This window comes from Phnomibacter ginsenosidimutans (assembly GCF_009740285.1).
Lineage (GTDB): Bacteria > Bacteroidota > Bacteroidia > Chitinophagales > Chitinophagaceae > Phnomibacter > Phnomibacter ginsenosidimutans.
Window position 1 is genome coordinate 72253 of record NZ_CP046566.1, and the last position, 20155, is coordinate 92407.

16 protein-coding genes and 1 pseudogene are annotated in these 20155 nt (G+C 49.2%); 15 read left to right on the top strand and 2 right to left on the bottom strand.

The genetic code is table 11. The features are described 5' to 3' along the window. Positions 1–182: 182 nt before the first annotated feature. The 4 genes from GLV81_RS00315 to typA all read left to right on the top strand — a co-directional run bounded on the left by GLV81_RS00315 (position 183) and on the right by typA (position 5489). On the top strand, positions 183–935 hold the full coding sequence (locus tag GLV81_RS00315) for a LytR/AlgR family response regulator transcription factor (protein WP_157475883.1): 753 nt from the start codon (positions 183–185) through the stop codon (positions 933–935). Between the two features lie 9 nt (positions 936–944). Further along, positions 945–2840, top strand: coding sequence for a tetratricopeptide repeat-containing sensor histidine kinase (locus GLV81_RS00320; RefSeq protein WP_157475884.1), 1896 nt, complete (start codon positions 945–947; stop codon positions 2838–2840). 168 nt (positions 2841–3008) lie between these two features. Further along, a complete protein-coding gene (locus tag GLV81_RS00325; protein WP_157475885.1) occupies positions 3009–3458 on the top strand; it encodes a cold-shock protein in 450 nt (149 codons plus the stop codon). A 222-nt stretch (positions 3459–3680) separates the two neighbouring features. Continuing rightward, positions 3681–5489 carry a translational GTPase TypA gene (gene typA / locus GLV81_RS00330; RefSeq protein ID WP_157475886.1) on the top strand — a complete coding sequence of 603 codons (1809 nt, stop codon included), beginning with the start codon at positions 3681–3683 and terminating at the stop codon, positions 5487–5489. Positions 5490–5735: 246 nt separating this feature from the next. Here the strand turns inward: typA and GLV81_RS19065 are convergent, their stop codons facing one another. Beyond that, positions 5736–6029, bottom strand: coding sequence for a hypothetical protein (locus GLV81_RS19065; protein ID WP_197428798.1), 294 nt, complete (start codon positions 6027–6029; stop codon positions 5736–5738). 27 nt (positions 6030–6056) lie between these two features. On the opposite strand from GLV81_RS19065, the gene GLV81_RS00340 reads away from it, so the two are divergent. The 8 genes and pseudogenes from GLV81_RS00340 (at position 6057) to GLV81_RS00375 (ending at position 17153) form a co-directional block, all read left to right on the top strand. After that, positions 6057–6686 (top strand): hypothetical protein, encoded by a 630-nt coding sequence (locus tag GLV81_RS00340; RefSeq protein ID WP_197428799.1) that lies wholly within the window; start codon positions 6057–6059, stop codon positions 6684–6686. An 86-nt stretch (positions 6687–6772) separates the two neighbouring features. Then, positions 6773–7354 (top strand): RNA polymerase sigma-70 factor, encoded by a 582-nt coding sequence (locus tag GLV81_RS00345; protein WP_157475889.1) that lies wholly within the window; start codon positions 6773–6775, stop codon positions 7352–7354. Between the two features lie 53 nt (positions 7355–7407). Continuing rightward, entirely contained in the window at positions 7408–8544 is a 1137-nt protein-coding gene (locus GLV81_RS00350; RefSeq protein ID WP_157475890.1) for a FecR family protein, read from the top strand. 222 nt (positions 8545–8766) lie between these two features. Continuing rightward, complete coding sequence (locus GLV81_RS00355; protein ID WP_157475891.1) at positions 8767–12009, top strand: TonB-dependent receptor; 3243 nt, start codon at positions 8767–8769, stop codon at positions 12007–12009. Between the two features lie 24 nt (positions 12010–12033). Then, positions 12034–13560, top strand: a complete 1527-nt coding sequence (locus tag GLV81_RS00360) for a RagB/SusD family nutrient uptake outer membrane protein (RefSeq protein WP_157475892.1) — start codon at positions 12034–12036, stop codon at positions 13558–13560. A gap of 62 nt (positions 13561–13622) precedes the next feature. Further along, positions 13623–15674 (top strand): kojibiose hydrolase, encoded by a 2052-nt coding sequence (locus tag GLV81_RS00365; protein ID WP_157475893.1) that lies wholly within the window; start codon positions 13623–13625, stop codon positions 15672–15674. Next, positions 15671–16567, top strand: coding sequence for a hypothetical protein (locus GLV81_RS00370; RefSeq protein WP_157475894.1), 897 nt, complete (start codon positions 15671–15673; stop codon positions 16565–16567). Before GLV81_RS00365 ends, GLV81_RS00370 begins: the two co-directional genes overlap by 4 nt. Before the next feature lie 94 nt (positions 16568–16661). Continuing rightward, a pseudogene (locus tag GLV81_RS00375) lies at positions 16662–17153 on the top strand (DinB family protein). Between the two features lie 51 nt (positions 17154–17204). Here GLV81_RS00375 and GLV81_RS00380 read toward each other — a convergent pair. After that, a complete protein-coding gene (locus tag GLV81_RS00380) occupies positions 17205–17501 on the bottom strand; it encodes a hypothetical protein (RefSeq protein WP_157475895.1) in 297 nt (98 codons plus the stop codon). A gap of 5 nt (positions 17502–17506) precedes the next feature. On the opposite strand from GLV81_RS00380, the gene GLV81_RS00385 reads away from it, so the two are divergent. The 3 genes from GLV81_RS00385 to GLV81_RS20915 all read left to right on the top strand — a co-directional run bounded on the left by GLV81_RS00385 (position 17507) and on the right by GLV81_RS20915 (position 20127). Continuing rightward, on the top strand, positions 17507–17680 hold the full coding sequence (locus GLV81_RS00385) for a hypothetical protein (protein WP_157475896.1): 174 nt from the start codon (positions 17507–17509) through the stop codon (positions 17678–17680). Between the two features lie 134 nt (positions 17681–17814). Next, positions 17815–19704, top strand: coding sequence for a hypothetical protein (locus tag GLV81_RS00390; protein WP_157475897.1), 1890 nt, complete (start codon positions 17815–17817; stop codon positions 19702–19704). Positions 19705–19830: 126 nt separating this feature from the next. Further along, positions 19831–20127 carry a SulP family inorganic anion transporter gene (locus tag GLV81_RS20915; protein WP_157475898.1) on the top strand — a complete coding sequence of 99 codons (297 nt, stop codon included), beginning with the start codon at positions 19831–19833 and terminating at the stop codon, positions 20125–20127. Positions 20128–20155 lie beyond the last annotated feature (28 nt).

The window sequence follows — 20155 nt, forward strand, 5'->3', positions numbered from 1 at the left end:
TGGAAGTACGTTTAAGGGTTTATTCAGAAGAAAAGCGTGTAGGTAAATGGTGGGTAAACAATGTTCAGCTGTCGAAAATAGCCGGCAGCACTTATTTTTGGGAGCAGCTTTCTATCAAATCCCATTATGGGTATGCCAATACCAGCATTCAATAGGTAGCCAGATACCCTCAATTGTGTAGCATGAACCAGCAGCCGATGACTATTGTGATTGCCGATGACGATCCGGTGTTTAGAGAGCACCTGCGTTTGCTATTAACGCCACTGAAAGATGTACAGATAGCCGCCGTGTTTGAAGATGCATTTGCCTGCCTGCAATATTTGCAGCAGCAAATGGTAGATGTGGCGTTGCTGGATGTAGAAATGCCCGGCCTGAGTGGCATAGAGCTGGCCAAAAGCCTTACTGTAAAACCCTTGTGTATTTTCATCACTTCGCATCCCGGCTATGCCGTGGACGGGTTTGATATTGATGCGGTAGACTATGTGGTAAAGCCCATTCAGAAAGAACGTTTGTACAAGGCCATTCAAAAAGCGCAGCAACTGTTGCAGCTCAAATCTGCAGCAGCTATGCCGGTTACTGCAGCACCACTGCAAGACGATGCTTTCATTTTTGTAAAAGAAAAAAATGACTACATCAAAATTGAGCTGGCGCAAATTGTGTATGTAGAAGCACTGAGCGACTTCGTACACATTCATTTGCAAAACGGGCAAAAGCATTTGGTGCTGGTGAATTTGAAAAACCTCGAACCACAACTGAGAGCTGATTATTTTTTGCGCATCTCCCGTACGCACCTTATCAATATTAAAAAAGTAACAGCCCTGCGCAATCATCAGGTAGAACTGGAGGGCATGAGTTTGTCCATCGGTAAGTCGTATCTCGATGCGGTGGAAGCCAGCTTGCTGAAGGACAGAACGATTAGGCGGTTTGCTGATTAACTTCACCACATGAAATCTTGCATCATCAGCATTTACCTGCTGTGCCTGTTCGCTATCTCTTTTTCAGCAAAGGCGCAGCAAACAACCTCAACACTTGATAGCCTTGTACTGCTGTTAGAAAAGCACCCCGATGCCGATAGCATTCGCCAACAAGCCCTGCAAGATTTGGGTGCTTTGTATCAGGATGTAGACAATAAGCGGTCGGCGCAATACTACCTGCAGGCAGCCGAACTGGCGCAACACTTAGGCCTGGCGCTACCCGAATGGCGTGCCTGGTACAATTTGGGCTACAGTCATTTTTCGGCAGGCAATTACAAAGACGCCATTGAGTACTACCTCAAAGCCATTCGCATAGCCGAAAAAGAACAATACAAAAGCCGGCTGGCCAATTCGTACATGTCGCTGGGCAATGTGTTTATGGAAATGGGCGACTTCAAAAAGGCCAAATCCTACCACGACCAGTCTGCAGCAGTGTACATCCGCAACAATGATACGCTGGGTCTTGCCAGCTATTACAATGAAATTGGTCTTGGCTTCAGCCGGCAAAAACAACTCGATTCGGCAGCCGCGTATTTCAACAAAGGGCTGGTACTGGCCCGGCAAATAAACGATGGCCTCATGCAGGCCGACCTGCTGAGTAACCTTGGCCTCAATTACAAAAAACAACAACGATACCCCGAAGCGCTGGCCCTGCTGAAAGAAGCCTGGTGGCTGGGCCCGCAGCACTACAACACGCCGGATTACAAAGCCGCCCTGCTCAACAATTTGGGTGCCGGCTATATGGTCAACCGCATGTACGATTCGGCCAAAGCCGCCTACTTTGCCAGCATAGCTTACAGCAAGGAGTCGGGTAGTAAGGCTTCGGAAATGGAGAACTACCGCAACCTCGGCGAACTCTTTAGCATGATGAACCAGCCCGATAGCCAGCTGGCCTACATGCAACAATATTATGCCCTTAAAGACAGCCTGCTCAATGCCGACATCAAAACGGCCATTACCCAAAAAGAAGCCGACTACCGCATTGATAAAAAGCAGGCAGAAGTAGATGCAGAAAAGCGCAACCGCAACTGGCTGCTGGCCTTGGTTGGCCTGAGCCTGCTGGCAGGGGCTGCCGTGTATGTGGCGTGGCGGCAAACAAACCGTAGCAACAAGCAACTGCTCGAACTCAACGAACACATTTCGGCACAAAAAAACCAACTCGAAAAACTGAATGCCCTCAAAGACCGGTTGATGAGCATCATCAGCCACGACCTGCGCAATCCGCTGGCCACCATTCAAACCTTTTTCGACATGAGCACCAGCGGCGACCTGAGTGCTGAGCAACTAAAACCTTTGCAACAGCACACCAGCAATGTGGTACAAAACACCAGCCACATGCTCGACAACCTGCTGCTGTGGGCCAACCTGCAGGTGCGGCAGGAGCAGCCGGTGCTCAAGCCCATTGCCATCAACCACCTGCCGGCCGAAGTAGCCGCTCAGGTGCAGCCCCAGGCCGATAAAAAAGACATTCAGATTGAAGTACACGTGCCTGCCCAAACCATACAGGTATTGGCACAGGAAGAAATGCTGCGCATTGTGCTGCGCAACCTACTCACCAATGCAGTCAAATTTTCCCGCCCCAATTCTGCCATACAGCTGCTGCTGAAAGAAGAAAATGGAGCCGCAGTGCTGTCGGTAAAAGACAATGGTGTAGGCATGACGCCCGACCAATTGAATGCCCTGATTCAGCAAACCAACAATAGTACCACGGCTGGTACCGGCAACGAAAAAGGAAGCGGCCTCGGCGTATTTCTGGTGCACGAACTGCTGAAGCCCATGCAGGGCCGCCTCGAAATAGAAAGTGCTCAACATGAAGGGTCTGTTTTCAGTGTTCGCATTCCGCTGTTGCAAACCGCCAAAGCATAGCCTGCTTCAGCAAGCCCGTTTTGTAGAAGCCCGGCCGCTAAAAACACGGCAGTCTGAACATTAACAGGCACCTCCGCCCGAAAACAACTACCTTCAACGCATTCTGAAGAACCATCATCGGATAAAGAAACCGGTAGTAAATTCTTACAAAACACAGAATGACCGTACATGAGCAGATCACAAGATTCCTGGAACAAAAGAGAAAGAGAGAAAAAGAAGCAGAAAGAAAAGCAAGACAAAGCGGAAAAGAAAGCTGAACGCAAACAGCAGGGTACCCGTGGTATTGATGAAATGATGGCCTACATTGATGAAAATGGCAACATCGTAGACACACCACCCGATCCTACCCGCAAAGTAGAAGTGAAACTGGAAGACATCGTAATTGGTGTGCCCAAAAAGTCGGAGCTGGATGAGGCAGAAGCTGTTCGTACTGGTATCGTTTCTTTCTTTAATGAAGCCAAGGGTTTTGGATTTATCCGCGATTTACAGTCTGGCGAAAGCATTTTCGTACACATCAATGCCTGCCAGGATCGCATTGGCGAAGGCAATAAAGTACAATTTGATGTAGAAAAAGGTCCCCGTGGTTTGCAGGCCGCACAGGTAAAACTGGCACCCTAAACCATTCATTCATACATCTTTGGCAGCAGCCGGAAGCAATAAGCTCCGGCTGTTTGCTTGATACCAACGGGCAAGGCAACACAATCTTCACAAGCCATTTCGGCCAAATGGCTGTACCTTCGCCGCCATTTTACACCGGGCCCTTCATCGAAGGACAAATCCGGGTCATTTTTTGAACCATAACCAAGCATCCCTGTCAGGGGGACGAGAAAGGTTACTTTTATGCAAATCCGCAACATCGCCATTATTGCCCACGTAGACCACGGCAAAACAACACTGGTAGACAACATCATCCGCAGCTCCAAGGTTTTCCGCGACAATCAGGAAGCCGGTGAACTCATCATGGACAGCAACGATCTTGAAAAAGAACGGGGCATTACCATTTTTTCGAAAAACATGAGTGTAGTGTACAAAGACGTGAAAATCAACGTGATTGACACGCCTGGTCACGCCGACTTTGGTGGCGAAGTAGAGCGGGTACTCAAAATGGCCGACGGTGTTATCCTGCTGGTGGATGCCTTTGAAGGCCCCATGCCACAAACACGTTTTGTACTGCAAAAGGCCCTGCAGCTCAACCTGCACCCCATTGTAGTTATCAATAAAGTAGACAAGCCCAACTGCCGCCCCGACGAAGTACATGATGCGGTGTTTGAACTCTTCTTCAACCTCGACGCTACCGAAGAGCAGCTCAACTTCCCCACCTATTATGGTAGTGGTAAAAACGGCTGGTTCAACGATAGCCTCACTCCAACGGACAACATATTGCCGCTGATGGATGGCATTCTGAAGCACGTGCCCGAACCAAAAATTCAGGAAGGCACTTTGCAAATGCAGATTACCAGCCTCGATTACAGCAGCTTCCTCGGTCGTATTGCCATTGGTAAAGTAGCCCGTGGAATCATTAAAGAAAACCAACCCTTCAGCCTGGTGCAGGCCGATGGCAGCATTAAAAAGCAACGCATTCGTGAGCTGTATGTATTTGAAGGCATGGGCAAGCGGAAAGTGACCGAAGTATATCCCGGCGACCTTTGCGCTGTGGTAGGTGTAGAAGGTTTCAACATTGGCGATACCATTGCCGATTTTGAAAACCCCGAAGCCCTGCCCATCATTAGCGTGGATGAGCCTACCATGAGCATGCTGTTCAGCATCAACAACTCACCCTTCTTTGGTAAAGACGGCAAGTTTGTAACCAGCCGCCACTTGCGTGACCGCCTGATGAAGGAAACCGAAAAGAACCTGGCCCTGCGGGTAAAAGATACCGATAGTGCCGACTCTTTCCTGGTATACGGTCGTGGTATTCTGCATCTGGGTGTACTCATCGAAACCATGCGCCGCGAAGGCTACGAACTCACCGTAGGCCAGCCGCAGGTATTGGTAAAAGAAATTGATGGCCACAAAAATGAACCTTACGAATCGCTGGTAGTGGATGTGCCCGAAGAGTTTGCTTCTAAAGTAATTGACCTGGTTACCCGTCGCAAAGGCGAACTGCATGTGATGGAAACCAAGGGCGAAATGCAGCACCTCGAATTTGAAATTCCCAGCCGCGGTTTGATTGGCCTGCGTACCAACATGCTGACCGCTACTGCCGGCGAAGCTGTAATGGCGCACCGCTTTCTCGATTACAAGCCTTGGAAAGGACCCATCCCCGGTCGAAACAACGGTGTGATGCTGGCCAAAGAAGCTGGTTCTACTACTGCCTACTCTCTGGATAAACTGCAGGATCGTGGTTTCTTCTTTGTAGACCCGGGTGAAGATGTATACGCCGGTATGATTATTGGCGAAAACAACAAGCCTGGCGATTTGATTGTAAACCCCAATGAAGGCAAGAAACTCACCAACCACCGTGCCAGCGGTAGCGATGCGGCTACCAGCATTGCCCCCAAAACGCTGCTCACTTTGGAAGAGTGTATGGAATACATTCAGCAAGATGAGTGCATTGAAGTAACACCCAACTTCATAAGGATGCGCAAAGTGATTTTGGATGAACACGAACGCAACCGCATTGCTAAGTCGATGAAGAGTGAAGCGTAAGCTGTTGCGTAAATAAGTGAATCAGTTAACTGGTTAATAAGTGAATCCCGGTAGTGCAAACTGCCGGGATTTTTTTATTGGCATATACCGTTACCTGCAACAGCCAACCCTCTCTTCAGCTGGTTGTAGTCACCTGCCTATATTTGTTTCAGGCTTTTGACAGCCCGCAATTGCATGGTACACCTTCAAATTGAAATACCCACCTGGACAGAGTTTGAAAACCAGCTTTTATACAGTGCCCTGCACTTAGCTGAATCCGGCACCATCAAATTCACCTACCGATTCAACACCAGCCTCAGGCCAGCCACCTCTTTGTTGCACATCAACGGCAAAACCTGTTTTATGGATTGAGCCGACCAGGTTCAATTCATGGAGGACCCCAACCGTTACCATTGCTATTTCAAACGATCGCTGTTGCCGGAAGATTTCAGGGGAAATGTGCACCCCTTGAATCTCATGGTCAATTTTTCTTACAAGCCTTTTAAGATGCTGGCCAAAATTGGGCCGGAAGGCAGCCTGCACCTCATCAGGAAAAAACAAGTGTCGGAAATAGTGCGGATACTGGATGTGACAGCCAAAAAAACCAACCTGTCGCACCACGCTATGGACATTCGCCACTTCCCTACCAGTGTGGCGGACAACGGTGGCAAAATTTTATACCTCTCCCGCCTGTGGGACCCTGCCCGCCACACCAATCCGGAAGAGAAGGAAAGAAGAAGGATTCAATCAGAAACCCGTATTGCCATATGCCGCACCATTCGCCGTCATTTTCCAGGCAGCATAGTAGGCCTCGCCAACGAACCCTACACCCAGGCAATGGCGCCCGACCTGGTACTGGACAATTCTTTCACTTCGAAGCTGGCATTTATGAAGGCCTTGCGCAGTACCGACATTTGTTTGGCCGACGATGGCCTGGGTGATACACCGGGTTGGAAAATTGGGGAATACCTGATGCATGGCAAAGCCATCATTACCACACCCATCCGCACGGTAGTGCAGGATTTCAAACAAGGAAGGAATTACCTGGAACTGGAGAAAAACAGGGTGGAAAATGACCTGCTCGACCTGATCAACCAACTGCTGATCAACAAACGCTATACAGCAATGGGCAACGAAAACCTGGCCTGGAGCCAACGCTATTTATACCCCGACAATTACCTCAAAAACCTCTTGCACCTTGCCGGTGAAATGCCATAGACTTATGATACCCAAAAGCAGCCGGTTTCACAATTTGTAGTTTGTATATATTTGGCCTTCGGGAACATTACCAAACCATTTGTTACATGCCCATACCGGAGGATGACAATGACAAAAGCCTTCTGCTGAAGGTTGCAGCTGATGATACTGCAGCCTTTGACCAGCTCTATAAGGCACATTGGCAGCCGATGTACAAACTGGCTTTGTATTTTTTGAAAGATGAGGCCGTCGCCATGGACATCGTACAGGATGTATTTGTATGGATTTGGCAGCAGCGGCAACAAATTAAAGTACAAACCTCCGTTCAGGCCTACCTGAAAACCGCAGTCAAGTACAAATTGGCCAATTATATTCGGTCGGGAAAAGTACGGCAAGACCTGCTGGACAACTGGGTGATGGAAACCACCTATACCCACACCGGGCAGGATAGCGCCGAACTGCGGGAATTGAAAGCCATCATACAACAAACTATTGAGGGCCTTCCAGAAAAATGCCGCGAAGTATTTACACTGAGCCGGAACCATGGTCTTACCAACCAGCAAATAGCTGAGAAGTTGGGCATTTCTGTGAAAACAGTGGAAAACCAAATGACCATTGCCCTGCGCCGGCTGAGGGCACATACCAGGGAATACATGGTGCTGTTACTGGTAGCTATTCTCTCCCGATAATTTTTTTTGAATGGCTTAGGGGTTAGGGGGCACTTGAGTGCCTTATATGCGTAATGAGTGAAAACAGCACACCAAGCAGGCTGGAAGAAATAGCCGCCAGGATAGCGGATGGCAGCGCCTCCGATGAGCAGATGCAACGCTATCTCCACTGGATGGAGGCAGCAGAGACCAGTGCCAGCCAGACCGACATTCCCGATCCTTACGAAATTGAATTCCTGCTCCAACAACGTATTTGGCAGGCTGCCGGCATTACCCCGGTTCGCCAGGTTCGTCGACCGGTATTGCGCTGGCTGGCCGCAGCTGCCATTTTGCTGGTGATTGTAACTGGCACCTGGTGGTACCTGCAGCCCGGCAAGCCATCCGGAGACCAGTTGACCAATCAATCGCAACCAAAGCATGACCGCATGCCCGGTGGCAACAAAGCCATGCTGCGGCTGGCAGACGGCACCTTGGTGCCGCTCGACAGCAGTGCCAACCTAAGCTTTTTACAGCAAGCCGATGCACGGCTCGATGCCGGCGAGGGTCAGCTATCCTATTCCGGCCATGATGCCACTATTGAAAACCATGAACTGATAACTCCGGCGGGTGGTCAGTTCCAGCTTACCCTACCCGATGGGAGTAATGTATGGCTCAATGCCGCCTCTTCCATCAGCTTTCCCACAGCTTTTGGTGGCCAGGAACGCAGGGTGCGCATAAGCGGAGAAGCTTACTTCGAAGTAGCCCATGATGCCGCCAAACCATTTAAAGTAGATATAGAAGGTAAAGCCACAGTCACCGTATTAGGCACACATTTCAACATCAATGCCTATGCCGACGATAATGCCATTCGCACCACTTTGCTGGAAGGGAAAGTGCAGGTGGAAACCGGAAGCAGCCAGCGACAACTGCTGCCCGGCGACCAGGGCATAGTACGCGGAGCCGAGCCTGTGCAAGTACGCCAGGTGAATACGGAAGGAGTAATGGCATGGATGAACCAGCAGTTCTATTTTGACAATGCCGATATACACCTGCTCATGAAAGAATTGTCGCGGTGGTATGGTGTGCAGGTGGAATACAGGAACCAGAAAACCCTGAATCGTTTTAGCGGGTACCTGCCACGCCAGGCCAGGCTGAGTGAGATAATTAAGATATTAAAGCTCAGTGGTATACAACTTGAGCTGGATGAGAAAACACTTATCGTAAATGACTAAAAAAGCCACATTGCCTATGCTGAAAAACAAATGCTGAAAAGCTATGAGGCCAAAAAAAACCGGAAATGCTGCAACACTTCCGGCGATAAAAATGGCCACCGCAAAGACTGTCTGATCCAACCTTTTTTGATGAAACCAAAATCAACCAAAACTATGCAAAACGAAGTTTTTTGCAGTAGGAGAAATGCTATTCCAACCTCTCTGATCGAAAAATTACTGGTAATGAAATTATTCGCTGTATTCATGCTCGCTTTTTGCCTCCAGGCCGGAGCCTTCGGCTATGGGCAAAAAGTAACGCTTACAGCTAAGAATGCCTCCCTGAAAAGTGTATTGACGGAGCTCAAAAAACAAACCGGTTACCTTTTCTTTTATAACGATGCCTGGCTCACTAAGGCAAAGCTGGTATCCATTCAAGCCAAAGACCTTCCGCTTACCGCTGTATTGGAACAGTGTTTCAGCGATCAGCCTTTCAACTATGCTATAGTAGAAAAAACGATCGTCATCTCCGAAAAGCCAGAACAGCCAAAGCAGGAAGAAGTGGCGGACTCTACCATCACCATTACCGGTACGGTATTGTCGGCCACCACGGGTCAGCCGTTGAATGGGGCTACAGTGACCTCCAAAAACGGAGGAAACAGCACTACTACCAATGCAGATGGTCATTTCAAAATCCAGGTGACTGAGGGCGACCAATTGCTGATTTCCTTTGTAGGTCACGAAAATTTCAGCGTAGCCATTGGCAAGAACCACCAGTTGAGTATCAGCCTGCAGGAAAAACCGAATGAGCTGAACGCTACAGTGGTGGTAGGCTACCGCACCGTGAAAAAAGGCGACCTCACGGGAGCCATTACTGCCATTGGCACAAAAGACTTTAACGTGGGCGTAGTTACCTCTCCCACAGAATTGATGCAAGGCCGCCTGGCCGGTGTTTCTACCATGGCAAATGGAGGCGAACCCGGTGCAGGCATTGCAGTAAGGGTGCGTGGCTCCAACTCTGTACGTTCGGGCCAGGATCCACTGTATGTGGTAGACGGTGTGCCACTCGACATTACCGACCTGCAGCCTGAAGGTGGTAGCGTAGGCGGCGTGGGTGGTTCAGCCCGCAAAAACCCGCTCAACTTTCTGAACCCCGATGATATTGAAAGTATCGCCATCCTGAAAGATGCCAGTGCTGCCGCCATTTATGGTTCTCGTGGTTCAAACGGGGTCATCATGATCACCACCAAAAAAGGTAAAAAAGGAAAAGGACAACTGGCCTATTCCGGCTATGTAGGATTCTCCGAACTGCCCAAGCAACTACCCATGCTGAGTGCTGAAGAGTTCCGCACCTTCCGCAAAGCCAATGGCGCCACTACCGGCGATATGGGTGCTAACACCAACTGGCAGGATGAAATTTTCCGTACCGCAGTTTCACAAAACCATAGCCTGTCTTTTGGCGGCGGCTCAGACAATACCAGCTACCGTGCATCGCTCAGCTATATGAACCAGGAAGGTATCATTCGCAAAACTGGTTTGGATAAAGTAACGGCAAGGGTGAACGTAGCTCATGCAGCATTCAACAACAAACTGAAACTTGAAGCCAACCTCACTACAGCCCGCACCAACGACCAACGAGTACCCATTGGCGAAACGGGTGGCTATGAGGGCGACGTGTTGCTTAGTGCCCTCAAGGTGAACCCTACCTTCCCGGTATACAACACCGACGGTTCTTTCTACCAGTATAGCAAAGATGTGCGCAACCCGGTAGCCATGATTGAGCTTACCAACGATAAAACGCAAACCGACCGCATACTTGGGAATATCAGCGCTACATTAAATCTCTTCAAAGGCTTCAGCTATAAAGTAAATGTGGGTGTAAGCAATTCGAAAGCCACCCGTAAGGTTACTCAAAACAAACAGCTGATTTACCTCACCAACTATGGCACCGCCAATGTGAATGACGTTACCATGAACAGCAGCCTCATTGAAAACTTCATCACCTATGATTTCAATGCAGGTAAGTCCAGCAAATTAAATGTGCTGGCTGGTCACAGTTACCAAAAGTTCAACAATTACGTGCATACGCTGAGTGTAGACGGTTTTACAGTGGAAGGCATTGACTACCTCAATGAACTTTCGTTTGGAAACTACACCCGCGCCATTGTTTCATCAGACATCTCTGAAAACGCACTGCAGTCATTTTTCGGCCGTGTGAACTATGACCTGGCTGATAAATATTTGTTTACTGCTACCCTGCGTGCTGATGGTTCTACCAAGTTTGGTGAAAACAATAAGTATGGTTTCTTTCCCTCTGCTTCATTTGCGTGGAAACTGAGTAAGGAAAAGTTCATGGAAAACTTCACGGCCCTCAGTGATCTGAAAATGCGCTTGAGCTGGGGTATCACCGGTAACCAGGAAATCCCCAACAAGATTTCACAGGTATTGCTGGGTACCACCGGAGGTGCCATTCTTGACGGATCGGCCAGCAACGTAGTAGCGGGCATCACCCTCAACCGTACACCCAACCCGGATATCCGCTGGGAAAAAACCGAGCAGTTAAACCTCGGCCTCGATTTTAGTTTCCTGCGCAATCGCTTTACCGGTTCAATTGATGTGTTCAACAAAAAGACCACCGACGTGCTGCTGCAGGTGTATTCTATTGCGCCGGCGCCTACCACTTCGGTTTGGACAAACGTGGACAATATGAGCATCGTAAACAAGGGACTTGAAATGGTGCTGAATGGAACACTCATCAACAACAGGAACTTTACCTGGGATGCCGGTGTAAACTTCACTACCATTCGCAATGAAGTGAAGAACCTGCCTATGAGCCGCATTACCACCGGTAGCCCCAGCGGCCCAGGCATCACTGGTTATTCTTCACAAGTGATCATGAGTGGCGAACCCATCGGCACTTTCTGGGGACGTAAGTTTTTGGGCTTTGATGCCAGCGGCAACAGCATTTTCGAGAAAGACAAGGATGGCAAGGAGTTGGAGCAGGTATTGGGAAATGCCATGCCGAAATTCAACTACGGTTTCAATACGTCACTGCGTTACAAGCAGCTGGACCTGGCCTTGTTCTTCAACGGAGTGTATGGCAACAAAGTGTACAACAACACCGGCAACATCCTGGACCAGCGCACCCTCATCATGAAGGAATGGAATGCTACAAAGGATGCCATTACGCTTCCTGAAAACCTGAATGGAACGCTCACCTACAGCAGCCGCTTTATTGAGCCTGGTTCATTCTTCCGACTGGGAAGCGCCTCGCTGGGATACCGCTTCAATACAGCTGGCATCAGCTGGATGAAGAGCCTGAAAGCTTATGTGTCTGCAAACAACCTGTTTGTAATAACGAAGTACAAAGGATACGACCCCGAAGTAAATGCGGACCATGCCTCAAACGGAGTGCCCAGCATTGGTATTGACTGGACCACCTATCCGAAGGCCCGCACCATTACTGCCGGTGTAAACGTAGAATTCTAATCCTCACAACAACGCAAGTTCACCATGAAGAAAATAGCTTTTTATATAGTATTCGCTGCCGGCCTTGTGAGCATGGCAGGATGTTCGGTAAAAGAAAAGATTCTCGACGAACAGGATGGAACCCAGGCTGTGCTGGATCCAAAGAATATGGAATCGCTGGTATCGCCGGCGTATGCCTACCTACGCGACCTGCAAAACCGTAGTGGTGTGTGGGGTACACTGGAAGGCACTACCGACGAACTGGCATGGCCTGCCCGCGGAAGCGACTGGGTGAGCCCTGATCTGCAAACTTTGTACACGCATGAGTACACCGCTACCAACTCATACATCCGCAACACTTTCAACAGTTTCATGCTGGGCATCACCCGTTGCAATGTGGCACTCATGTACCTCACCAAATTTCCAAGTGATGACAAAGTGAATACCTACATCGCGGAAGTGAAATTCATTCGTGCATTGTGTATGTATCGCCTGGCAGACAACTTCGGTCATTTCCCTTTCCGCGAAGCTGAAGAATATGATTATTCATCGTACCCACAGATCCTCGATCGCCAGCAGGCCGTTTCCCGCATTATTGCGGAGCTGAATGAGATCATTCCCCAATTGAAAACTAAATCACAGCTGCCTTACGGTCGTGTGTCGAAGGCCGCTGCGCAAATGTTGCTGGCCAATGTATACCTCAACCACCAGGTGCTTACCGGCACCGCCAAGTGGACTGAAGCTGTCGCACAATGCGATGCCATCATCAGCAGCGGCGATTACAAACTGGCCGATGATTACTGGGCTATGTTCCAGTACAACAATGGCGCATACCTGCATTCCACAGAATCGATCTTGTCGGTTATTTACGATGAAACCATTGCACTGACCGGTGCTGATTGGGTGCGCATCACGCTGCACTACAACCAGAAGTTTGGCAACTTCGCCAGCCTCTTCAATGGCTGTTGTACTTCTCCCGAATTTGTAAATACCTGGGATACTACTGATGTGCGTTTCAAAGACACACGTAACAAAGCAGCTCTTGGCTTCAACCAGGGACTGCTCATTGGTCAGCAGTATTCACCAGCAGGTGTAGCACTTAAAACAAGAACCGGCGAAGACCTCATTTTCACCAAAGATTTCAGCATCAGCAACTCGAAAGAACAGCAAGGTGTACGTGTATTAAAGTTCGCACCCAACCCCAGCACAACCAACACTGGTGCTGCAGGCAACGACTTTCCTTACTATCGTTTGGCCGACACTTACCTCATGAGGGCTGAAGCAAAATTGCGCAATGGTGATAATGCAGGTGCATTGTCCGACATCAATACGCTGCGTACCAAGCGTAATCGCCCTGCACTGGCAGCAGTAGCGCTTTCAGATATTTTGAAAGAGCGTGGCTACGAATTTTACTGGGAAGGCAATCGCCGTACTGACATGATCCGCTTCGGCACCTATACTGCAGCACGCAGCCAAAAAGCGTCGGTAACGCCTGATTACAAAATCCTGTTGCCGATCCCGATCAGCGCCATGGAAGCCAACCCCAATCTCAAACAAAATCCAGGCTATTAGCAGTCGTTTTAACCACAGGGATTCGGGCTTAGGCCCGGATCCTTTTTTATTCCCTTCAATTTATGTGTAGCAGAAAAATACTCATCACCCTGCTGATGAGTGGTGTGATTGTAATGGCAACTGCCCAGGATGCATGGCGCATTGCTGCAGATTCTATTGGTGCCGGTTACTTCGGCATTACTTCAGGTAACGGAATGATCGGTATCATTTCATCACCTGAGCCATTCAAGGTAAACAACGTGGTATTGGCCGGCGCTTACGACAGCTATGGCCGTGGCAGGGTCAGCAATTTCATCAACAGCTTCAACCTGTTGCAGGCAGACCTGCGTATTGATGGAAGGTCACCCAACCCAAAGGAAATCATCAACTATCGGCAACAGCTAAATGCCAGGAATGGCGGTTTTGAGGTAAGTTTTCAATACCCCGGCAAAGCGGAAGTGAAGTATACCTATTATGCGCTACGCCACTTGCCGTATTGTGTGCTGATGGATGTGGAAGTAAAAGCCCTCAGAAATATTTCGCTGGGTGCATCCAGCATTTTGCAGGCACCGGCAGAGCTGCGAAATACGCAACAATACTTCCAGGAAATTGATCGCAGTCATGTCGGGTTCCCTTTGCAAACCAGTTTGGCGCAAAGCCCAACCGGTGCGTTGCAATTATGTGCTACCACCAGCTTTTTATTTGAAGGAAGCAAAGCATCACAACCCGATATCATTCACCAGACACCCGATGATGGCCGCCATTTCATGCGGTTTCAAACAACGGTGGATTCAGGCAAAACTTACCGTTTTGGTATTGTTGGTGCTTCCATTACTTCGGCCCATCATCCCGATCCACGCAATGAAGCAGAACGCCTCACCATTTATGCCCGCCTCGAAGGTTTCAACCGTTTGCTGAACGGGCACAACAAAGCCTGGGATGAAATCTGGAAAAGTGACATTACCATCGAAGGCGATCCACAAAGCCAGCAGGATATCCGAAACATGCTGTACCACCTGTATGCCAGCATTCGGCCCGGCACTGGTTATTCTCTTTCTCCAATGGGGCTTAGTGGGCAAGGCTACAACGGCCATGTGTTTTGGGATGCGGATGTGTGGATGTTCCCCGTGCTTGCGCTGCTGCAGCCTTCCATGGCCGGGTCGATGATCGAGTATCGTTTTCAGCGATTGCCACAGGCTAAGCAAAATGCTTTATCCCATGGCTACAAAGGAGCTATGTACCCTTGGGAAAGCGCAGTGTCGGGATATGAAGAAACGCCTGTGTGGGCCTTATCAGGACCATTCGAACACCACATTACCGCCTGTGTGGCGCTGGCAGCCTGGCAATATTATTGTGTAACACAAGACAAAGACTGGCTGCATGAAAAAGGGTGGCCAATTATTGAAGCTACCGCAGCATTCTGGTGCAGCAGGGTAGAAAGAAATGGGCCGGGCAAGTACGACATCAACAATGTGGTGGCAGCCGATGAATGGGCCGAGAATGTAGACAATGACGCCTTCACCAATGCCGCCGCCAAAACCAACCTGCTGATTGCAACGGAAGCCGCCGCACTGCTTGGAAAGTCGGCTGACCCCGATTGGGCATTGGTGGCAAAAAACATCCCGGTGCTGCGGTTTGAGAATGGTGTAACTAAAGAACATTCCACCTACAATGGCGGTGGTATCAAGCAGGGCGATGTAAACCTGCTGGCATTCCCGCTGAAAGAAATAACACAGCCTGCACAGATTCGAAAAGACCTCGAGTATTATGAAACCCGTGTGCCGGTTTCAGGCACTCCTGCCATGACGCAGGCCATCTTTTCGCTGCTCTACAGCAGGCTGGGCGATAGTGCAAAGGCATGGCATTTCTTCCAGGATGCTTATCGTCCCAATCTCAACCCGCCCTTCAGGGTGATGGCAGAATTCAAAGGCGGCACCAACCCCTATTTTCTAACCGGAGCAGGCGGCGTATTACAAGCCGTGCTGTTCGGTTTTGGAGGTCTCGACATTACTGGTAAAGGCGTTACGCAAATGCCTTCCACCCTGCCTGCCCACTGGAAAAAACTAACCATAACAGGTGTCGGCAAAAACAAACAAACCATAATAGCAGAACAAGCAAAAAGTATAAGAAAATGAAGCGAATCATCATCATGGCAATGCTCATCGCCTTCTCCATGAGTGCCAATGCCATTTCATACGATACCAGCTATAGGTCTGGCAGAAATTATGACAAAGCCATGTTTCGAATGTGGCATGCTGATACAGCCAGGCAGCTGAAAGCATGGCTGGTACTGATGCCCGGCAGTAACAGCGACGGACGACCAGAAGTGGATGACCCGCAATGGCAGGCCTTTGCCGCCAAAAATCAACTCGCATTGGTTGGTTGTTATTTTACCGATAAGCCACACGAATTCATGATGGCTGAAGAGTACATGTATGTGCCTGCAGGCAGTGGCGACACTTTACTGAAAGCACTCAGGCAATTGGCTGTAAAAAGCGGCCATCCTGCATTGGCAAATGCGCCCATGCTGCTTTGGGGCATGAGTGCCGGTGGGCAGTTTAACTATGAAATGGCCTGCTGGAAACCCAACCGTATCATTGGGTTTGTAGTAAACAAAGGCGGGTTTTACTACACCGCCATGTCGCCGGTGGCTACCCGCAATGTGCCAGCGCTGTTCTTTACCGGTGAGAAGGACATGGAATACCGCTCCACCGTAGTAAAAGGCGTGTATGCGCTCAACAGGCGTATTGGCGCCTGCTGGGCATGGGCGCAGGAAACAGGGATTGGCCATGACGTAGGCCGATCGAAAGAAATGGCCCTTCAATGGTTCGATGCTATACTAAGAACTCGCTTTGCCAATGGTCAGCTACAACCCATCAACCAGCAGCAGGGTTATATAGGCCTCCAGCCTTCATTGAACATTGAGCCTGCGGAGAGCTGGAAAAAAACCGATCAATTCATCAGCAGCTGGCTCCCCAATAAAGCGCTGGCTGACCTGTGGCAATCGGTACAGCAGCCTTCCAAATAAACTTACTACAACCATTCATCATTTTGGCGTTGAAAGGGTTTCAGGTGACTCCTGTGTTTTGTATTTTACTGCACTAAACCCTTTTACTATGTCAATGAAAGAAGCCTTTCTTGCCGAGCTCAAATACGAAGCTGGCAACACCCGCAAATTACTGGAAGCGATGACCGATGAATCGCTGGGATACAAACCTGATCATAAGAACTGGAGCATGGCGCAATTAGCCAGTCATATTGCCGAAACCTACAACTGGTACACCGACACATTTTCTACCAACAATTTTGACATGGGCACTTACAAATACGATAAAGGAGACATAAGCAAAGCCTCCAATATTGTAGCCAAATTTGAAGAAAACCTTCCCAAGGCAATTGCTGCGTTGGAAAGTGTACCCGATGATAGCGTTTTCATGGAAACCTGGGCCATGAGTATGGGTGGCCAGGTTTTGATGCAAATGCCCCGGGTGCAGGCCATCAGAACCTTCCTGATGAATCACTTGTAGCACCACCGCGGACAGTTTACGGTATACCTGAGGGCAGCAGGCTGTAAAGTACCGGGCACTTACGGTCCATCGCAGGATGAAATGTAACCACCAAATGAAGTATAAGTCGATAGCCGTAGTAATTGCTTGCTGCGGCTATTATTTTTTAGAGAAATACAGGTACAGGTTGATGACTGATAAGAGGAATCCAACCAGCGAAATAACCAGGGTAATCCAAAATCCAACCAGGCGGTAATGAGTGAGTTTAAGCCGGGCTTCCAGGAGCTCTACCTTTTGCTGGTCTTTTTCATTAGCAGGAGGCTTCTCTTTTAAAACATGCTGATCGCTGAGAAATGAAGTATACCCTCCTCGAAGTATCCAAAATTTTCCATAGTTGGTGATGTTCAACACGGTATGTTCAGGATCGCAGTAACTCGCCAGTTTGTCGCGTACCAACTGATGTGCCCAAAGCCTGCATTGCCCCCAAAACGCTGCTCACTTTGGAAGAGTGTATGGAATACATTCAGCAGGATGAGTGCATTGAAGTAACACCCAACTTCATAAGGATGCGCAAAGTGATTTTGGATGAACACGAACGCAACCGCATTGCTAAGTCGATGAAGAGTGAAGCGTAAGCTGTTGCCTAAATAAGTGAATCCCGGTAGTGCAAACTGCCGGGATTTTTTGTGCATGATGGAATAGGGCAGTAGCATTCATAGAACTCCCTTTCTTTGCGCCACCTTATTTCAGAAAGTTCAACTCATTTTGCATGAAGCAATTTTTTACCCTCTGCTGCGGGCTGCTGGCCATGCAGGCATCCGCACAGTGGAACAACGATCCATCTCTCAACAATCCCATTTCAGTTCAAGCCAATTTGCAGTACGCTGCATCCATTACTACCGATGGTGCAGGTGGTGCCATCATTGTATGGAGTGATTGGCGCAGTGGCGAAGGCGATGTGTATGCACAACGGATCAATGCAGCCGGCCAAGTACTGTGGGATGCTGATGGCAAAGCCGTTTGTACCGCTCCAGGCAACCAAAATTTTCCAACAATATACAGTGATGCTGCCGGTGGTGCTTTTATTGTATGGCAAGACAACCGTGGCGCTAATCAGGATATTTACATGCAACGAATGGATGCCAATGGCAATGCACTTTGGACAGCAGATGGCGTAGCTGTTTGTAATGCTACTGGTACACAATACAACCCCAATGTACTCAACCTTGGTGGCGGTGTTTGCATGGTGGCATGGCACGATGACCGAACCAGTGCCAACAGCGATGTGTACATGCAAAAAATAAACAATGATGGTACTGCAGCATGGGCTGCCAATGGCGTACTCATCAGCAATGCAGCGGGGTATCAGTTATATCCAAAAATGACAACAGATGCAGCAGGTGGTGCAATAGTGGTGTGGCAAGACAGCCGCAGTGGTGGCAGCAACTATGACATTTACGCACAACGGATTGATGCAACCGGCGCTGTGCAATGGACAGCCAATGGCGTGGCGGTGTGCACAGCTTCGGGCATGCAGGGCGATGCTGAACTGCTGGCCGATGGTGCAGGCGGTGCTTTGATTGTATGGGAAGATTATCGCCCCGGCACCAGCAGCGATGTGTACATGCAGCGCATCAACAACAATGGCGTAGTTCAATGGAACAGCAATGGCAACGCCATTTGCACAGCGGCCAATTATCAAAATGATCCCAAACTGGTAAGCGACGGAAATGGCGGCGCCATCATTACCTGGTTCGACTATCGCAGTGATGGCGGCTCATTTACAAACTTTGATATCTACGCCCAGCGGGTAAACAGTGCCGGTGCATTTGAGTGGACGAGCTACACAACGGGTTTGCCTGTATGTACTTCGGCAGGTCGCCAGCAACTGCCACAAATTGTAACCGATGGTACAGGTGGGGCCATCATTGCATGGCAAGACAACCGCAACGGCAACAACGATGTGTATGCTGCAAGAGTAAGTGCAGATGGCAGCACACCCTGGACAACCAACGGTGTGGTGGTAGCCAATGCGGCTAACGGACAAGACAATCCGGTGTTGGTAAGCGATGGTAGCAATGGTGCTATTGTAGCATGGGCCGACAACCGCAACAGCAATTATGATTTGTATGCCAGCCGCATATTTGCCGGTGGTACATTACCTGTTGTACTCAATAGCTTCACCGGGAAAAAAGCGGGGGCTACTAACGAACTCAATTGGGTACTTGATGCTACAGCTGCTCACTACCAGGTAGTGTTGCAAGTGAGTACAGATGGTATTCGGTTTACTGATTTGTACAAGCATAGCGTGGCGGTTGCATCTTCCCGTAAGCAATACCAGCACACAAACGTTGCAGGCACTTTGTACTATCGCTTGAAAATGTTACAATCCAACGGCAACGTTTCTTTCAGCCATGTGCTGGTACTGGGAGCAGCTACATCAGGCACATTTAAATTGTACCCGACTGTAGCACAAAACCAACTGACTGTGCAAGCACCCACCGCTGGCGAACTGCGCATAGTACAAGCCAACGGACAAGTAGTGTACCGCATGATGGTAGCTGCCAATAGCCAGGTGCAAATTCCGGTAGCACAATTAACATCCGGAACCTACTACTGTGTGCTGGGCAATGCACAACAAGCATTCATCAAGCAGTAAAATATTATACAACCGCTGTACAATCCCGGTAGCAACAGCTATCGGGATTTTTTTGTGTATGAAAGATATCATATCACAACAGGTAGAGAGTATATACCTTGCTGCATCCATCAATCCTATTGGCACATGTCCGTTTTTTCTATCAGCCGCCGCAATAAGTTTTTGTTGCATTCTGTGCTGCGTCACGATGTAAAAGCCAGCGTCACTGTTTTTTTTGTAGCACTGCCTTTGTGTATGGGCGTTGCATTGGCGTCGGGTACGCCGGTGTATGCGGGCATTGCAGCGGGCATCATTGGTGGTATCGTGGTGTCTTTGTTTAGTAAGTCGGAGCTCAGTGTGAGTGGCCCTGCTGCCGGTCTTACGGCCATTTGTGCTTCGGCCATTACCGATTTGGGTGCTCCTGAAATCTTTTTTTATCTGTAGCGGTAGCAGGTGTATTACAATTTTTACT